Below are 14,051 nucleotides of genomic sequence, written 5' to 3'. Positions count from 1 at the left end.
TCCTTGAACAGCCGTTATTTCAAGATTCTCCTGCCCATTGCGGGCGTGCTGATACTGTCCTGGTCTTTCTGGGCCAGTGACGGCTGGCTCGAACTCTGCGCGGGCCTCGCGCTGTTTCTGTTCGGCATGCAATGCCTCGAAGAAGGGCTGCGCCAACTGGCCGGCAGCAAGCTCGAGCAATTGCTGGCGCGCAGTACCGCAACGCCGCTCAAAGGCCTGCTGTTCGGCATGAGCGGCACCATGCTGCTGCAATCCAGCACGCTGGTTTCGCTGCTTACCATCGCCTTTATCAGTACCGGTCTGATCAAGCTCGCCGGAGGTATTGCGATTCTCTTCGGCGCCAATCTCGGGTCTACCACAGGTATCTGGCTGCTGGCGCTGGCCGGGCAGAATGTAAGTCTGAGCCCGCTGGCCCTGCCGTTGCTGGTATTCGGCGTGCTGGCCAGCTTCACCGGCGACAAGGGGAAAGCGGCCGGCAGAATCGTGCTTGGTATCGCGTTCATCTTTCTCGGCATCGATCAGATCAAGACCGGGTTTTCCAGCTTCGGCGGCATGGACCTTTCGCAATACCATGCCGGTGGCCTGGGCGGACAGCTGATGTTCGTAGCGATCGGCCTGCTCGCCACGGTGGTGCTGCAGTCCAGCCATGCCACATTGATGCTCACGCTGACTGCTTTGGCCACCGGACAGCTCGATCTCGGCCAGGCGCTGGCGACTGCGATCGGTGCCAATGTCGGGACGAGCGTTACCACTGCGTTCGTCGGTTCGCTCGGCGGTAACCGCAGTGGGCAGCGGCTGGCGTTGGCCCATGTGCTATTCAACGTGACGACTGCAGTGCTGGCCATCGCACTGTTGGTGCCGTTGGCCTGGCTGGTGCAGTGGTTGGTAACGCCGTTGGGGCTTGGGGAGAATCGGCTGATCCAGTTGGCGCTCTTCCATACGCTGTTCAATGGCATGGGCGTGCTGCTCTTCTGGCCGTGGCAGGCGCAGCTGGCGAATCTGTTGCTGCGCGTGCTGCCTGAAAGGGTCGAGCCGGCGGTGCTGATTACCGAGCTTGCGCAAGCGATGCCGGCAGAGCCGCTGACTCACGCGCGCTACCTGAATGACCGTGCGCTGGACTCCGCGGATGCTGCCGCCAGCGCCGTGGCGCAGGAGCTGCAGCATCTGGCGCGCCTGAGTCTCGAGGTGATCTGCCATGCCACCTATCTGCCGGTGGACCAGCTGCGCCAGCAGGGACGAATTGACGAGGCGCTGATCAACGCGAAGCCAGATGCCCAGGCCCTGGATGCCGAGCGGCTGTATCAGCGGCACATCAAGGGCGTGTATTCCGATCTGCTGACCTTCATGGGGCGTCTGGAGCTGCCGCTGGACGAGAGCCACCAGGCGTTCTGGTTGAGCTGCCAGGTTGCGGCGCTGCAGCTGGTGGACGCGGTCAAGGATGCCAAGCACCTGCAGAAAAACCTCGGACACTACCTGCGCACCGATGACTCCGCGGCGCGCCAGGCGTATGTCGAGCTGCGTCGGCATTTGCTGGAGTCGTTGCGCGAGATCCGCGCGCTCAATCACTCGGAGTTGCCCGATGAACTCTGGCGTGAGCGCTTGAACTGGCTGGACGAGCGCGCTGCCAAGTTCGATGCCGAATTTCGCCGTCGGTTGTTCGACTCGATTCGCAACCACAAGCTGGACGGGTTGCAGAGCAGTTCGCTGATGAACGATCTGGGTTACGCCAGCCGCATCATCCAGAGCTTGCGCAACGCCTTGCTGCTCGGCGAGGGCCATGAGCTGACACGGCAGCTACGTCAGCTTGCTGAAGACGAAGGCCCGGTCATTGTGCAGCTGTAACCGGCTCGCGGCGTGCGGGCACTTTCAAGGCTCGACCGATGCCGCGTGGGTCGCTGGCCGCCTCGACCGTGCCGCTCGGCTTGTGCCAATAGAGCACCTGCTGGTTACCGTAGTCGCGTTCGATCAGCCTGGGCTGGTGGCCGCGAGCGCGCAGGGCGTCCAGCTGCGCCGGGGTGAAGGCATCGGCTTCGTACTGCAGTACATCTGGCAGGTACTGGTGGTGATAGCGCGGCACTGCCGGCCAGGCCTGCACTGCCTCGCCATCCAGATAAGACAGTGCCGAGAGCAGCACCATACTCGGGATGCGACTCCCGCCCGGCGTGCCGAATGCGGCGAATTCTTCAGCGCTTTCGATAAAGGTCGGGCTCATGCTCGACAGCGGACGCTTGCCGCCGGAAATCGCATTGGCGCTGCTGCCCGCCAGCCCGTAGACGTTGCTGCCATCGATATCGGCGGCGAAATCGTCCATCTCGTCATTGAGCAGCACGCCGGTACCGGGCACGGTGAAGGCGGCCCCGAACATCATGTTCAGCGACAGCGTCGCGGCCACTGCATTGCCTTCGGCATCGATCACCGCGAAGTGCGTAGTGTGTTCGCCCTCCCGCCAGCGCGGCGCGGGTGGCAGCGCGCGGCTGGGCGTCGCCTGGTCGGGATCGATGGAGCGGGCGAGCTGGTCGAGGTACTGGTCTGAAAGTAGATGTGGCAGCGGTGACGCGACGAAATCCGGATCGCCCAGCAGGCCGCGGTCGCGATAAGCCCGGCGCAGCGCCTCGACCACCAGATGACTGCGTTGCAGCGGCTCCGCCTCGCGCCAGGACAGGCGCTCGAGGATGCCCAGGCTCTGCGCGAGAATTGCGCCGCCGGCCGAGGGTGGCGGCGCACCGATCAACTCGCGGCCATCGGCGAGATTAAAGCGTAGGGGGTCGCGCTCGACGGTGTGGTAATCGGCCAGATCCTTCAAAGACCAGATGCCGCCGGCAGCGCGCACGCCGTGTACCAGCTTTTCCGCGAGCTCGCCGCGGTAGAAACCGTCGTACCCGTGCCTGGCCAGGCGCTCCAGGGTTTGCGCGAGCTCCGGCTGACGCAGCAGATGGCCTTCGGCGGGCAGGTCGCCGTCGTGGAGAAACAGCCGCGCGCTCTCCGGATCGTCACGCAACGCCGCGAGGCGCCAGCCGGCGCGCTGGCGATATACGGAATCCACCGCAAAGCCGTCGCGGGCCAAGGCGATGGCCGGCGCCAGGGTGGTCTTCAGGGGCAGGCGGCCGCGCTTCTCCGCGAGCTCGACCAGTGCAGCCGGCGTGCCGGGTATCGCCGCGGCCAGCGGGCCATTCAGCGAAAGTTCGCGCCGGATCTTGCCCTCGCGCAGGTACAGGTCCGGCGTGGCAGCGGCGGGTGCGCGCTCGCGGGCGTCGAGGAAACTGTGGTGGGGGGATTCGCCGGCTTCGCGCAGCAGAAAGAAGCCGCCGCCGCCAAGTCCGGAGCCGTATGGCTCGACCACCGCCAGGGCGGCGCTGACTGCAACGGTGGCATCGAAGGCGTTGCCGCCGGCTTCGAGAATGCGCCGGCCAACTTCACTGGCCAGCGGATGGGCCGTGGCGACGGCGCCGTTTGCAAGAGGGTTGCCCTGGGCCGCGCCGGCCAGCAGCAGAAGGGCGGCGAGACAACCCTGGAGGCCCCTGAGCAGGCGGGTCCTTCGGGTCGGTCGCCGCGAGAGCATCACGCCTTGCCGGTGATGATCAGGTACTTCTGCATCAGTTCGTCCTTGCTCTCGACGTTGTTCTCGTCGAGCGGGATGCAGTCTACCGGGCAGACCTGCTGGCACTGTGGCTCGTCGTAGTGGCCGACGCATTCGGTGCAGAGGTTGGGGTCGATGACGTAGATTTCCTCGCCCTGGGAAATGGCGCTGTTCGGGCACTCTGGCTCGCACACATCGCAGTTGATGCAGTCATCGGTGATTTTCAGGGACATCCAGCGAACTCCTGCCGTGGCTCGAACCACGGCACAGCAATATTACGACCGGGCAATTGTGCCGCATCGCCGGCCAGCGTGCACTCGACGCGGCCCGGCGGGCATCGTCAGTTCTGGCCGAAGCGCTCGTGCAACGCGCTCATCACCGCCGGATGGACGAATTTGGATACGTCACCCTTGAGCGAGGCAATCTCCCGAACCAGCGTCGAGGAAATATAGGAGTACTTTTCCGACGGCGTGAGGAACAGGCTTTCCACATCGGGCGCCAGCTGGCGGTTCATGTTGGCCAGCTGGAACTCGTACTCGAAGTCCGAAACCGCACGCAGCCCGCGCAGCAGGATATTGGCCTGCTGCTCCTTGACGAAGTGCGCCAGCAGCGTGGAGAAACCCATGACCTTCACGTTCGGCAGGTGCTTGGTGACTTCTTGAGCCAGCGCCACACGTTGCTCGAGCGGGAACAGCGGGTTCTTCTTGGGGTTGGCCGCCACGGCGATGATGACCTCGTCGAACAGGCGCGAAGCGCGTTCCACCAGATCGGCGTGGCCCATGGTGATGGGATCGAAGGTTCCCGGATACAACACTCGATTCATCGCGGCGTCCTGACGCATGCGTGGGGGTGTGGATGGTAGCGGCTCGGTGTCGACAGCGTAAAGCCTGAATGCCATGCCGCGATCTGTCGTGAATGACAGTCAATCTCAGGACTTCTGCAGGCGATCACCCAGCTCCGTGGCGAGTTTGGCGCACAGCGCATAGATCGACAGCTGGGGATTGGCGCCGATGCTGGTGGGGAACAGTGAGCCGTCGTGTATCGACAGGTTGGCCAGCTGATGGTGCCGACCGAGGCTGTCTGTCACGGCCCGGCGTGGGTCATCACCCATGGCACAACCGCCCATGACGTGGGCGCTGCCAAGACGGGTGCGGTACAGCGCGAGGTCCAGACCCTCGATCAGCTCCCGGGCGGCGCGGGGCGTGCGCACGTAATGGGCGTCGGCATGCAGGGGCAGCACGGCGCGCGCACCGGCGGCGAACTGGATCTCGGCCATGCTCAGAAAGGCACGGCGGATACCGTTCCAGGCATAGTCGGTCATGCGGTAGTCGAGCACCGGGCTGCCGTCGCTGCGCAGCTCGACCGTGCCCTCGGCGCTGTCCGGATGAAAGCCGTCGCGCTGCAGGGCGATCATCGCGTGGGTATGCGGCAGCTCGGCCATGCGCTGCGCATTCTCCGGGCCGAAGTCGCCGAGCAGGGTGGCCGCGAGCGCGGGATGGATGGGCGGTACTTCGAGCTTGTAGCCCGCCGGCCCGGCAATCCCGTCGCGCCACTGGAAGTGGTCGGAATAGATCGATTGTGGCGCGCCGCTGAAGGCGTCTATGCGCTCGTCGAATTGCGCCGCGGAGAAGTTGGTCAGGTGCAGGAAGGTGCGCTTGCCGACGCGTTGGTGCGGGTCGGGCGTCTGCGAGCGCAGCAGCAGTGCCGGTGTGTTGATGCCGCCGCCGGCGAGTATGTAGTGCCTGGCGACGACGCGGATGCGCCGCCCGTCCGGTTCCACGCAGCGGTCGTCCATGCCCAGACAGTCCAGGCCGACGACCCGCTCGCCCTGCATCAACAGGCGTTCGGCGCGCGCGAGGTAGAGCAGTGCGCCGCCCTTATCCAGCAGCGCCGGAATGCTGGTGACCAGCATCGACTGCTTGGCGTTGGTCGGGCAGCCCATGCCGCAATAGCCTAGGTTCCAGCAGCCACGCACGTTGCGCGGGATCACCGCCCAGTGCTGGCCGAGGCTTTCGCAGCCGCGCTGCAACACCGCGTTGTTGGCATTCGGCGGCACGGCCCAGGGCGCGATGCCGAGGCGCTGTTCGATGCGTTCGAACCAGGGTTGCAGCTCCTCGACCGACAGCCCGCTGACGTCGTGCTCGCTGGCCCAGTGCTGCAATGTTTGCGGCGGTGTGCGAAAGCTCGAGGTCCAGTTCACCAGCGTGGTGCCGCCGACCGCGCGGCCCTGCAGGATGGTGATGGCGCCGTCCTTGCTCGTGCGGCCGATGGCTTCCTGATAGAGCGAGCGGTAGGCACTGGCTTCCTGCATGTCGAAGTCGCTGCTGGTGCGCAGCGGGCCTTCTTCGATCAGCAGCACCTTGTAGCCGGCTGCGCTCAGCACTTCTGCGCTGGTGGCGCCGCCTGCGCCACTGCCGACGATGGCGACGTCGGCCTCCAGGGTCAGATCGTCCTCCAGTCGTGAGCCGTCGTATGTGGTCCAGCCACGGGCAAGGCCTGCAGCAAACAAGTCGGGAACGGGCACGGATGCCTCCTATCAGTCAGACCTTCGGCGGTCCGGGATAACCGCAGTGCGCCCAGGCGGTGGGGCTGGTGTACCAGGCCATGAGGATCATCTGCAGCAGCGAGGCATGACCCTGACGCAGCAGGGCGAGCGAGCTGTTTTGCCAGCGCTGAAGGAACGCGCGTATTTGATCATCGGAGGCGACCTCCCAGCCGCTCCAGATACCGGTCAGCGGCCCGCGGGTCAGTGGCAGGCTGAGTACGTCGAACAGCTGGCGTACCTGGCTTAGCAGCGCGGGCGACAAGTGGTGCAGGCCCAGGTCAAGGCTGACGAGGGTGGTCTGCACGGCCTGCGGCATGTCTCTGGGCGCCGTCGAGCCTTCCAGCAGCAACGGCGTTAGTCGGCGCAGCATGGGCAGATCGCTGTCACGCAGCACGAAGAAGCCGCTCGCCGCGTCGTCCGCCGAGGCGCTTAGGCTCCGGCTGAGCACGCCACCACCGGCCAGGAGCGCGCCGCCGAGCAGTCCGACCTTGAGCAGGCCGCGGCGATTGAGGGAAGGCTCGTGCATCGACTCAGCCACGCATCAGCGGATAAACAGCGGATAGATCAGCTTCTGCCACCACTTACCGTAGGGCGGGTAGATCAGCCGGGCGGCATTGAGGCGCTGCTTGATGAATACACCCTTGGCCTTGCTGAAGGTGAGGAAGCCCTCGTGGCCGTGGTAGTGCCCCATGCCGGAGGGGCCGATGCCGCCGAAGGGGAGGTCGTCCTGGGCGACGTGCAACAGGCTGTCGTTCAGGCACACGCCACCGGAGTGGGTGGTTTGCAGCACGCGCTGCTGCTCGCCGCGGTCGTAGCCGAAGTAGTACAGCGCCAGCGGCCGTGGGCGCGCGTTGATGTAGGCCAGCGCTTCGTCCAGATCGCCGTAGGGCACGACCGGCAACAGCGGGCCGAAGATTTCTTCCTGCATCACGCGCATGTCGTCGGTCGTGTTCAGCAGCAGGCAGTGCGGCATACGCCGCTGCTGCGCTTCGGCAAACAGCGGCACGACATGTGCGTCCTTGGTCCGCGCGTCGTCGAGGTAGTCCTGCAGTCGTGCCAGCTGACGCGCATTGATGATCGAGGTGTAATCAGGGTTGTCCGCAAGGCTCGGATACAGACGCTGTACCGCCTCACGGTAGGCACCGACGAAGTCCTCGACACGCTCGCGCGGCACCAGCACATAGTCCGGCGCGACGCAGGTCTGCCCGGCGTTCATGCACTTGCCGAAGGCGATGCGCTCGGCGGCATCGCCCAGGGGGACGCTGGCCGAAACGATCGCCGGCGACTTGCCGCCGAGTTCCAGCGTCACCGGCGTCAGGTTCTCCGCCGCGGCGCGCATCACTTCGCGGCCAATAAGCGTCGAGCCGGTGAACAGCAGGTGATCGAACGGCAGCCGGGCGAAAGCCTGACCGACCTCAACATCGCCGAGCACCACCGCTACCTGATCTTCAGGGAATATCTGCGCCAGCAGCTGCTTGAGTAGCTGACCGGTGGCAGGCGTGGATTCGCTCATCTTCAGCATCACGCGATTGCCGGCGGCGAGCGCGCCGATCAGCGGCCCGATGGCCAGATAGAGTGGGTAGTTCCACGGCACGATGATGCCGACCACGCCCAGCGGCTGGTAGATCACCCGTGCGCTGGCCGGTTGGAAGGCCAGGCCGACATGCCGGCGCGAGGGTTTCATCCAGCGCCGCAAATGACGGCTGGCGTACCGGATACCGTGCAGGCTGGGCATGATTTCCGCCAGCAGGGTCTCGTCGGCCGAACGATGCCCGAAATCCGCGGCGATCGCCGCGATCAGCGCCGGTTGATGACTGACCAGCACATCGCGCAGGGCGTCCAGCCAACGCAGGCGATCCCCTTTCGAAGGCATCGGTGTGGCGGTGAAAGCCGAGCGCTGGCGGGCGAACAGGACCTCCAGGGCGATCAGCGCTTGCGGGATTTCGACTGACATACGGGCTCCTGATGCGATGTGCTGGAGAGTTTTTAGAGTAATTGCTCTAATCTGTCAATGAAACGTGCCTGCCCGCCTGCCGGCGTGTACCGTTGCCCCTTCGCTTCAGCGCCGAGACCCAATCACCCATGGCCCCCCGAGCAAAGACCCGCGACCGTATCCTCGAAACCAGCCTGGCGCTGTTCAACGCCCAGGGCGAGCGCAACGTCACGACCAACCACATCGCCGCCCATCTGGGCATTTCGCCGGGCAATCTGTACTACCACTTCCCCAACAAGCAGGCGATCGTCGCGGAGCTCTTCGGGCAGTATGAATCGTGTGTCGATCAGTTCCTGCGCCTGCCGCCGGAGCGGGAAATGCAGGTACAGGACAAGGCGCTTTACCTTGAGGCGCTGCTGGGCGCGATGTGGGATTACCGCTTTCTGCACCGTGATCTGGAAGGTCTGCTGGATGCCAATCCGCAGCTCGCCCAGCGCTACCAGGCCTTCGCCGGTCGTTGCCTGCGGCATGCCCGGGCGATCTATCAGGGTTTCGTCGATGCCGGCATTCTGCTGATGGATCCGCTCCAGGCCGAGGCCTTGGCGCTGAATGCCTGGATCGTCCTTACCTCCTGGGTGCGTTTCCTCGGCACGGTTGGCGCGGGAGCCGGAAGCCTGGATCAACTACAGCTGCGTCGGGGCATCTATCAGGTGCTGGCACTGGAAAGTGGCTTCGTTGCTCCGGGTGCCCGCGAAGCCGTGGCGGCGCTGCAGCAGCAGTACTTCGTCGAACTGGATCCGCTGCCGGACTCGCGAGGCGTCTAGAGCAGGCGAGGGCTCACGGCGTTTGTGCCAGCCACTGCGGAATGCGCCGCTCCAGGTAGTAGCGCGGCCTACGCGGCGTGCCTTCGACAAAACCGACGTGGCCACCGTTGGCGTGCAGCTCGAGGGCGGTGGTGGCGGATAGCTCGGTCGGTTCCGGCACGCTGTGGCGGAACACGAAGGGATCATCCTCGGCCTGGATCAGCAGGGTTGGCGTCGTGATCGTCGGCAGGTAGTAGCGGCTGGAGGCACGGCGGTAATAGTCCTGGGCGTCGCTGTAGCCGTGCAGCGGCGCGGTGAAGCGGCCGTCGAAATCCCAGAAAGTACGCATGCCGTGCAGTGGTCCGAGGCTCTGCAAGGCACCGAGGTGGTTCAGCAGCCCCTCGCGCTGGAAGCGCTGCTGTTTGTCCCTCACGTAGGCGACCATCGCCTTCATGAAATGCGCCTGGTAGACGCGGGAGAAGCCGAGGCCGATGCGATCGGCACATTGGTCCAGGCGGAATGGCACGGACACCGCCACGGCCTTGCGCAGCGGGCAACTGGCTGCCATTTCGCCCATGTACTTGAGCAGTACGTTGCCGCCCAGCGAGTAGCCGACCGCATGCAGCGGCGCCATGGGCCGGCAGGCCTGCAGATGCCCGATCACTTCGGCGAGATCATCGCTGGCGCCGGAATGATAGGCGCGCGGCAACAGGTTCGGTTCGCCCGAGCAGCCGCGCCAGTTGATCGCGACGCTCGCCCAGCCCTGCGCGCTCAGTTGTTGCTGCAGACCGAGCACGTAAAGCGAATTCGACGAGCCGGTCAGCCCGTGTAGCACAAGGACCAGCGGCGCTGTTGCTTCATGCGGGCCGTGCCAGTCCAGGTCGATGAAATCGCCATCGGCCAGCCACAGCCGCTCACGCCGGCGTTCGAGGCGCGGCGCCTTGCGAAAGAATGCGTTCCACAGGGTCTGCAGGTGCGGCCCGGGAAGCCACCAGGCGGGTTGGAAGGATTCGGACACGGTTGCTCGGGTTCCTCGTTTGCTCCGACGTTAGAGCCTCGGCGGCGGGAAGAAAAGCACGATGCAGGCGTTGAATGATGCTGGCCGCCTGGCGACTTATGTCTTTGGGGATATGGTCAGCGCCGCCTAAGGGGTGGAGAGTGACGCGATAGTCTTATCCGGAACCCTGCCCATGACGCTTACCCCCTTCGATCAACTGCTGGCTGCCGCGCGCCAGGAGCGCGAGCCCCAGCGCCTGCTGTTCGTCTTCGTCAGCGCCGAACTGCCCGAGGATGCCACCGAGGCCGAGCGCCAGCGCTTCGAGGAAAACGCCGGCGGCTCGCTGAAACCGGTGCTCTGCGTCGACAAGCTGCCCGAGGAACTGAGCGACTTCGCCGCGCTGCGTGAAGAGTCCGAGCGCACGGGCGTGGCCTGGGATCTGCTGTTCGCCGCGGCGCTGCCCGGCCAGGCCGGCATCACGCCGAACGCCGACGAGGCCGAGCAGCCACTGAAGATGATGGTCAGCGCCATCGAGACCGGCAACGTCGGCCGCTTCCTGGCCTTCGATCGCAACGGTCAGACCGTCGACTTCTACTGAAGTCGCCGACTTCAAGCGGCGGGTGCGTGGCGCTCCCAGAGCGCGTAGTGCACCTTGCCGGCCTGCTTCTCCCGATGCAGTCGCCAGTTCCCCGGCAGGCCGAGGCTGGACGGCAGTGCCTCGCTTTCGGTGTAGACCCAGGCGTGCTCGGCCAGCCAACCCTTTGTCTCCAGCAGCTCGCAGGCCGGTTGCAACAGATTCTTGTTGAACGGCGGGTCGAGGAATACCAGGTCGAAGGCGGTCGGCGTCTGGGTGTCCAGATAGCGCAGGGCATCGCTCTGCAGCAGTTGGCCGTGGCCGCAGTTGAGCGTATCCAGATGCTTGCGCAGGCTGGCGATGGCGTTGGCGTTCACGTCCAGCGCCAGGGCCATGCTGGCGCCCCGCGACAGCGCTTCGAGATAGATCGCGCCACTGCCGGTGAATGGGTCGAGCACCCGCGCGCCGGACAGGTAGGGTGCCAGCCAGTTGAACAGGGTTTCGCGCACCCGGTCCGGCGTGGGGCGCAGGCCTTCGGCATCGGGGAAGCTGAAGCGGCGCGAGCGCCATTCGCCGCCGATGATGCGCAACTGGCCCTGGCCGCCGTGGGCGCTGGGGCGAATGGGTGGGTTGGCCATCAGTGCTCCGGAACGCCGCTGGGCTGTTCGACTGGTTTATCGGTGGGCGGCGGCAGCGGTTGCTGCTCGACGCTGGGGCCGGCGGTGACGATGACGAAGGCATCGTCCTGCAGATGCTTGTTCATCGCGGCTTTGACCTGTTCGACTGTCAGTGCCTGCACCTCGCCCATGAAATCCTCCAGGTAGGTCAGCGGCAGGTCGTAGAAGCCGATGCTACCCAGCTGACCGACGATGTCGGCATTGCTTGCGGTAGACAGCGGGAAGCTGCCGGCGATCTCGCGCTTGCTGCGCTCCAGCTCGGCCTCGGTCGGACCCTCGGCGAGGTAGTCGCGGACCAGCTGCTGCACCAGTTCCAGCGCGCCGTCGGTGAGTTCGGCGCGGGTCTGCATGCTGATCATGAACGGTCCTTCGGCGCGCATCGGGCTGAAACCCGAGTAGATGCCGTAGGTCAGGCCGCGCTTTTCGCGCACCTCTTCCATCAGTCGCGTGCCGAAGCCGCCACCGCCGAGGATCTGGTTGCCCAGATAGAGCGCCGCATAGTCCGGATGGCCACGCGGGATGCCGAGTTGGGCCAGCATCAGATGGCTCTGGTTGGAGGGGAAGTCGATATGGTGCTTGCCGGCGACCGGAGCCTCGGGCGTCGGCGTCGTTGGCAGCGCCGGGCCTTGCGGCAGGGCGACGGAGACGTCGGCGGCCAGGGCTTCGGCCTCTTCGCGGGAGAGATCGCCGACCAGTGCGATCACCGCATTGCCTGCCGCATAGGCGCGGGCGTGGAAGTCGCGCAGCTGCTCGACGCTGATCGCCGGTACCGACTGGGGGGTACCTTCGCTGGGGTGGGCGTAGGGGTGATCGCCATACAGCTGCTGGAACAGCTCCAGGCTGGCCAGCTTGCCGGGGTTCTGCTTCTGGAATTCGAAGCCGGCCAGCAGCTGGTTCTTGATCCGTTGCAGCGAGTCCTCAGGGAAGCTCGGCTGGCCGATGACCTGATTAAACAGCGCCAGGGCCGGCTCGCGCTTGTCCGGCGCACTGAGGCTGCGCAGGCTGGCCACGGCCATGTCGCGGTAGGAACCGTTGCCGAAGTCCGCACCGAGGCCTTCGAAGCCACGGGCGATGGCGCCGACGTCCTTGCCCGCCACGCCCTCGTTGAGCATGGCGTTGGTCAGCAGTGCCAGGCCGGGTACGTCGCCGTCCTGGCTGCTGCCGGCGGAGAAGGTCAGGCGCAGGTCGAACATCGGCAGCTCACGGGCTTCGACGAACAGTACCTTGGCGCCTTCGGCGGTCTGCCAGCTCTGGATGTCCAGTTTGCGCCGGGCCAGTGGTTGATCGCCCAGCTCGGCGAGCGACTCCAGGCGGGGTTTCTCGTTCTCGGTCGTCACGGCGGGCTGGCTGGCTTCGCGGGCCACGTCCTGCTCGACCGGCTGGCCGGGCTGCGGCAGGGCGCTGGAACCGTCATCGCAGCCCGCGAGGCCGAGGCCGGCCGCCAGCAGCAGGCCGAACAGGCCACGGCGCAGGGCTTTGGATTCACTCATCACGGGCTTCCTCGGGCAGAACATGGGCGACGCTCAGGCGGGAGCGGGTGAAGTAGGTGCGGGCGGCCTGCTGGATGTCCTCGGGCGTGACCGCTTCCAGCGCGCTCAGCTCCTCGTCCATCAGGCGCCAGGACAGGCCGACGGTTTCCAGCTTGCCGATGGTGGTGGCCTGCTGGGTGATGGAGTCGCGCTCGTAGACCAGGCCGGCGATGACCTGGGCACGCACGCGCTCGAGTTCGTCCGCAGAGGGGGGCGTCTGCTTGAGCGCATCGAGCTCCTGCCACAGGCCGGCTTCGACTTCTTCCAGCGTGCGGCCCTTCTGCATGTTCGGCGCGGCGCTCAAGACGAACAGGCTGTCGCCACGGGCATAGGCGTCGTACCAGGCCGAGGCGCTGGTCACCAGTTCCTCACCGCGCTCCAGGCGCTCCGGCAGGCGCGCGCTGTAGCCGCCGTCGAGCAGGGCGGAGATCAACCGCAGGGCATGCACCTGGCGAGCGTTCTCCTCGGTCGCCAGGCTCGGCGCATTGAAGGCCATGAGCAGCGTCGGCAGCTGCGTCTTCACGTGCAGCTGGAGGCGTCGCTCGCCCGGTTCGGCCAGTTCCAGTGGCCGCTTGGCTGCCGGCACTTCGCGTTTCTCGATGGCGCCGAAGAAGCGCTCGGCCAGTCCGCGGACCTCATCGGCGGTCACGTCGCCGACCACCACCAGGGTGGCGTTGTTCGGTGCGTACCACTGCTCGTACCAGGCGCGCAGCTCGTCGGCCTGCATGCGGTTGAGGTCGGCCATCCAGCCGATGGTCGGGTTGCGGTAGCCGCTGGCGGGATAGGCGATGGTCTTGAAGCGCTCGTAGGCCAGCGAGCTGGGCTTGTCGTCGGTGCGCAGGCGGCGTTCTTCCTTGATCACCTCGATCTCGCGGGCGAACTCGTCTGGCGGCAGCTTGAGGCTGGCCAGGCGATCGGCTTCGAGCTCGAACGCGACGGCCAGGCGGTCACGCGCCAGGACCTGGTAATAGGCGGTGTAGTCGTCGCTGGTGAAGGCGTTTTCCTCGGCGCCCAGCTCACGCAGGATGCGCGAGGCTTCGCCGGCATCGAGCTTGCGGCTGCCCTTGAACATCATGTGTTCGAGCGCGTGGGAGAGGCCGGTCTGGCCAGCCGTCTCGTAGCTGGAACCAACCTTGTACCAGAGCTGGGATACCACCACCGGCGCACGATGATCCTCGCGCACGATCACCTTCAGGCCGTTGTCGAGGAAGAACTCGTGGGTGGGCTGGCTGTCTGCTGCTGCCAGCAGGGGCAGATAGAAGGCTCCGAGCAGCAGGGCGGCGGCGCGGCGTAACATCAGAGGCATAGTCGGGACTCGTCCAGGTTGGTGCCCGCCACGGCAGATGGCAGGGCGGCGACACGGCAGCCATGGTAATGGCCTGCGCGGGTCAGGCAAAGCCGGGGTATCCGCAGCCA

13 protein-coding genes are annotated in these 14,051 nt (G+C 65.8%); 3 read left to right on the top strand and 10 right to left on the bottom strand.

The genetic code is table 11. The annotated features are described in order from the left end of the window. The first annotated feature begins 3 nt into the window (after window positions 1–3). Window positions 4–1,842: a Na/Pi cotransporter family protein gene (locus tag AAEZ08_RS04870; RefSeq protein ID WP_500123823.1), complete on the top strand. Its 1,839-nt coding sequence runs from the start codon at window positions 4–6 to the stop codon at window positions 1,840–1,842. Here the strand turns inward: AAEZ08_RS04870 and ggt are convergent. The 6 genes from ggt to AAEZ08_RS04840 form a co-directional block, all read right to left on the bottom strand. Then, entirely contained in the window at window positions 1,826–3,559 is a 1,734-nt protein-coding gene (gene ggt / locus AAEZ08_RS04865) for a gamma-glutamyltransferase (protein WP_500123822.1), read from the bottom strand. The two genes, AAEZ08_RS04870 and ggt, sit on opposite strands and share 17 nt — an antisense overlap. Then, window positions 3,559–3,810, bottom strand: coding sequence for a YfhL family 4Fe-4S dicluster ferredoxin (locus AAEZ08_RS04860; protein WP_003303200.1), 252 nt, complete (start codon window positions 3,808–3,810; stop codon window positions 3,559–3,561). The genes ggt and AAEZ08_RS04860 overlap by 1 nt, the downstream gene beginning before the upstream one ends. Window positions 3,811–3,917: 107 nt before the next feature. Next, on the bottom strand, window positions 3,918–4,400 hold the full coding sequence (gene coaD, locus AAEZ08_RS04855) for a pantetheine-phosphate adenylyltransferase (protein ID WP_014818712.1): 483 nt from the start codon (window positions 4,398–4,400) through the stop codon (window positions 3,918–3,920). Between the two features lie 105 nt (window positions 4,401–4,505). Then, on the bottom strand, window positions 4,506–6,101 hold the full coding sequence (locus AAEZ08_RS04850) for a GMC family oxidoreductase N-terminal domain-containing protein (RefSeq protein ID WP_181066006.1): 1,596 nt from the start codon (window positions 6,099–6,101) through the stop codon (window positions 4,506–4,508). Between the two features lie 16 nt (window positions 6,102–6,117). After that, window positions 6,118–6,648 carry a twin-arginine translocation pathway signal protein gene (locus tag AAEZ08_RS04845; RefSeq protein ID WP_500123821.1) on the bottom strand — a complete coding sequence of 177 codons (531 nt, stop codon included), beginning with the start codon at window positions 6,646–6,648 and terminating at the stop codon, window positions 6,118–6,120. A 15-nt stretch (window positions 6,649–6,663) separates the two neighbouring features. Next, window positions 6,664–8,076 (bottom strand): coniferyl aldehyde dehydrogenase, encoded by a 1,413-nt coding sequence (locus tag AAEZ08_RS04840; RefSeq protein ID WP_500123820.1) that lies wholly within the window; start codon window positions 8,074–8,076, stop codon window positions 6,664–6,666. Between the two features lie 128 nt (window positions 8,077–8,204). On the opposite strand from AAEZ08_RS04840, the gene AAEZ08_RS04835 reads away from it, so the two are divergent. Continuing rightward, window positions 8,205–8,879 carry a TetR/AcrR family transcriptional regulator gene (locus tag AAEZ08_RS04835; protein WP_500123819.1) on the top strand — a complete coding sequence of 225 codons (675 nt, stop codon included), beginning with the start codon at window positions 8,205–8,207 and terminating at the stop codon, window positions 8,877–8,879. 13 nt (window positions 8,880–8,892) lie between these two features. Here the strand turns inward: AAEZ08_RS04835 and AAEZ08_RS04830 are convergent, their stop codons facing one another. Continuing rightward, window positions 8,893–9,876 carry a hydrolase gene (locus AAEZ08_RS04830; protein ID WP_181121015.1) on the bottom strand — a complete coding sequence of 328 codons (984 nt, stop codon included), beginning with the start codon at window positions 9,874–9,876 and terminating at the stop codon, window positions 8,893–8,895. A 172-nt stretch (window positions 9,877–10,048) separates the two neighbouring features. On the opposite strand from AAEZ08_RS04830, the gene AAEZ08_RS04825 reads away from it, so the two are divergent. Beyond that, window positions 10,049–10,453, top strand: coding sequence for a hypothetical protein (locus AAEZ08_RS04825; protein ID WP_042927084.1), 405 nt, complete (start codon window positions 10,049–10,051; stop codon window positions 10,451–10,453). 11 nt (window positions 10,454–10,464) lie between these two features. Here the strand turns inward: AAEZ08_RS04825 and rsmD are convergent, their stop codons facing one another. From rsmD to AAEZ08_RS04810, 3 genes are read right to left on the bottom strand one after another with little or no spacing between them, the layout of a single operon-like run. Continuing rightward, window positions 10,465–11,067, bottom strand: coding sequence for a 16S rRNA (guanine(966)-N(2))-methyltransferase RsmD (gene rsmD / locus AAEZ08_RS04820; protein WP_500123818.1), 603 nt, complete (start codon window positions 11,065–11,067; stop codon window positions 10,465–10,467). Further along, a complete protein-coding gene (locus AAEZ08_RS04815; RefSeq protein ID WP_003303184.1) occupies window positions 11,067–12,596 on the bottom strand; it encodes a M16 family metallopeptidase in 1,530 nt (509 codons plus the stop codon). The genes rsmD and AAEZ08_RS04815 overlap by 1 nt, the downstream gene beginning before the upstream one ends. After that, entirely contained in the window at window positions 12,589–13,941 is a 1,353-nt protein-coding gene (locus tag AAEZ08_RS04810; RefSeq protein ID WP_003303183.1) for a M16 family metallopeptidase, read from the bottom strand. Before AAEZ08_RS04810 ends, AAEZ08_RS04815 begins: the two co-directional genes overlap by 8 nt. Window positions 13,942–14,051 lie beyond the last annotated feature (110 nt).

Origin of the sequence: Pseudomonas sp. E45-MNA-CIBAN-0222, assembly GCF_040310405.1 — a bacterium.
GTDB classification, from domain to species: Bacteria; Pseudomonadota; Gammaproteobacteria; order Pseudomonadales; family Pseudomonadaceae; genus Stutzerimonas; species Stutzerimonas stutzeri_AC.
The sequence above is the reverse complement of the archived record's forward strand: the minus strand, read 5'-3'. Positions and strand labels throughout refer to the sequence as shown.

Bases quoted from the DNA above. Each gene is read 5' to 3' on its own strand.
- AAEZ08_RS04845 (WP_500123821.1), bottom strand. From the start codon at position 6,648: ATGCACGAGCCTTCCCTCAATCGCCGCGGCCTGCTCAAGGTCGGACTG.
- AAEZ08_RS04810 (WP_003303183.1), bottom strand. From the start codon at position 13,941: ATGCCTCTGATGTTACGCCGCGCCGCCGCCCTGCTGCTCGGAGCCTTC.
- ggt (WP_500123822.1), bottom strand. From the start codon at position 3,559: ATGCTCTCGCGGCGACCGACCCGAAGGACCCGCCTGCTCAGGGGCCTC.
- AAEZ08_RS04860 (WP_003303200.1), bottom strand. From the start codon at position 3,810: ATGTCCCTGAAAATCACCGATGACTGCATCAACTGCGATGTGTGCGAG.
- AAEZ08_RS04840 (WP_500123820.1), bottom strand. From the start codon at position 8,076: ATGTCAGTCGAAATCCCGCAAGCGCTGATCGCCCTGGAGGTCCTGTTC.
- coaD (WP_014818712.1), bottom strand. From the start codon at position 4,400: ATGAATCGAGTGTTGTATCCGGGAACCTTCGATCCCATCACCATGGGC.
- AAEZ08_RS04825 (WP_042927084.1), top strand. From the start codon at position 10,049: ATGACGCTTACCCCCTTCGATCAACTGCTGGCTGCCGCGCGCCAGGAG.
- AAEZ08_RS04815 (WP_003303184.1), bottom strand. From the start codon at position 12,596: ATGAGTGAATCCAAAGCCCTGCGCCGTGGCCTGTTCGGCCTGCTGCTG.
- AAEZ08_RS04835 (WP_500123819.1), top strand. From the start codon at position 8,205: ATGGCCCCCCGAGCAAAGACCCGCGACCGTATCCTCGAAACCAGCCTG.
- rsmD (WP_500123818.1), bottom strand. From the start codon at position 11,067: ATGGCCAACCCACCCATTCGCCCCAGCGCCCACGGCGGCCAGGGCCAG.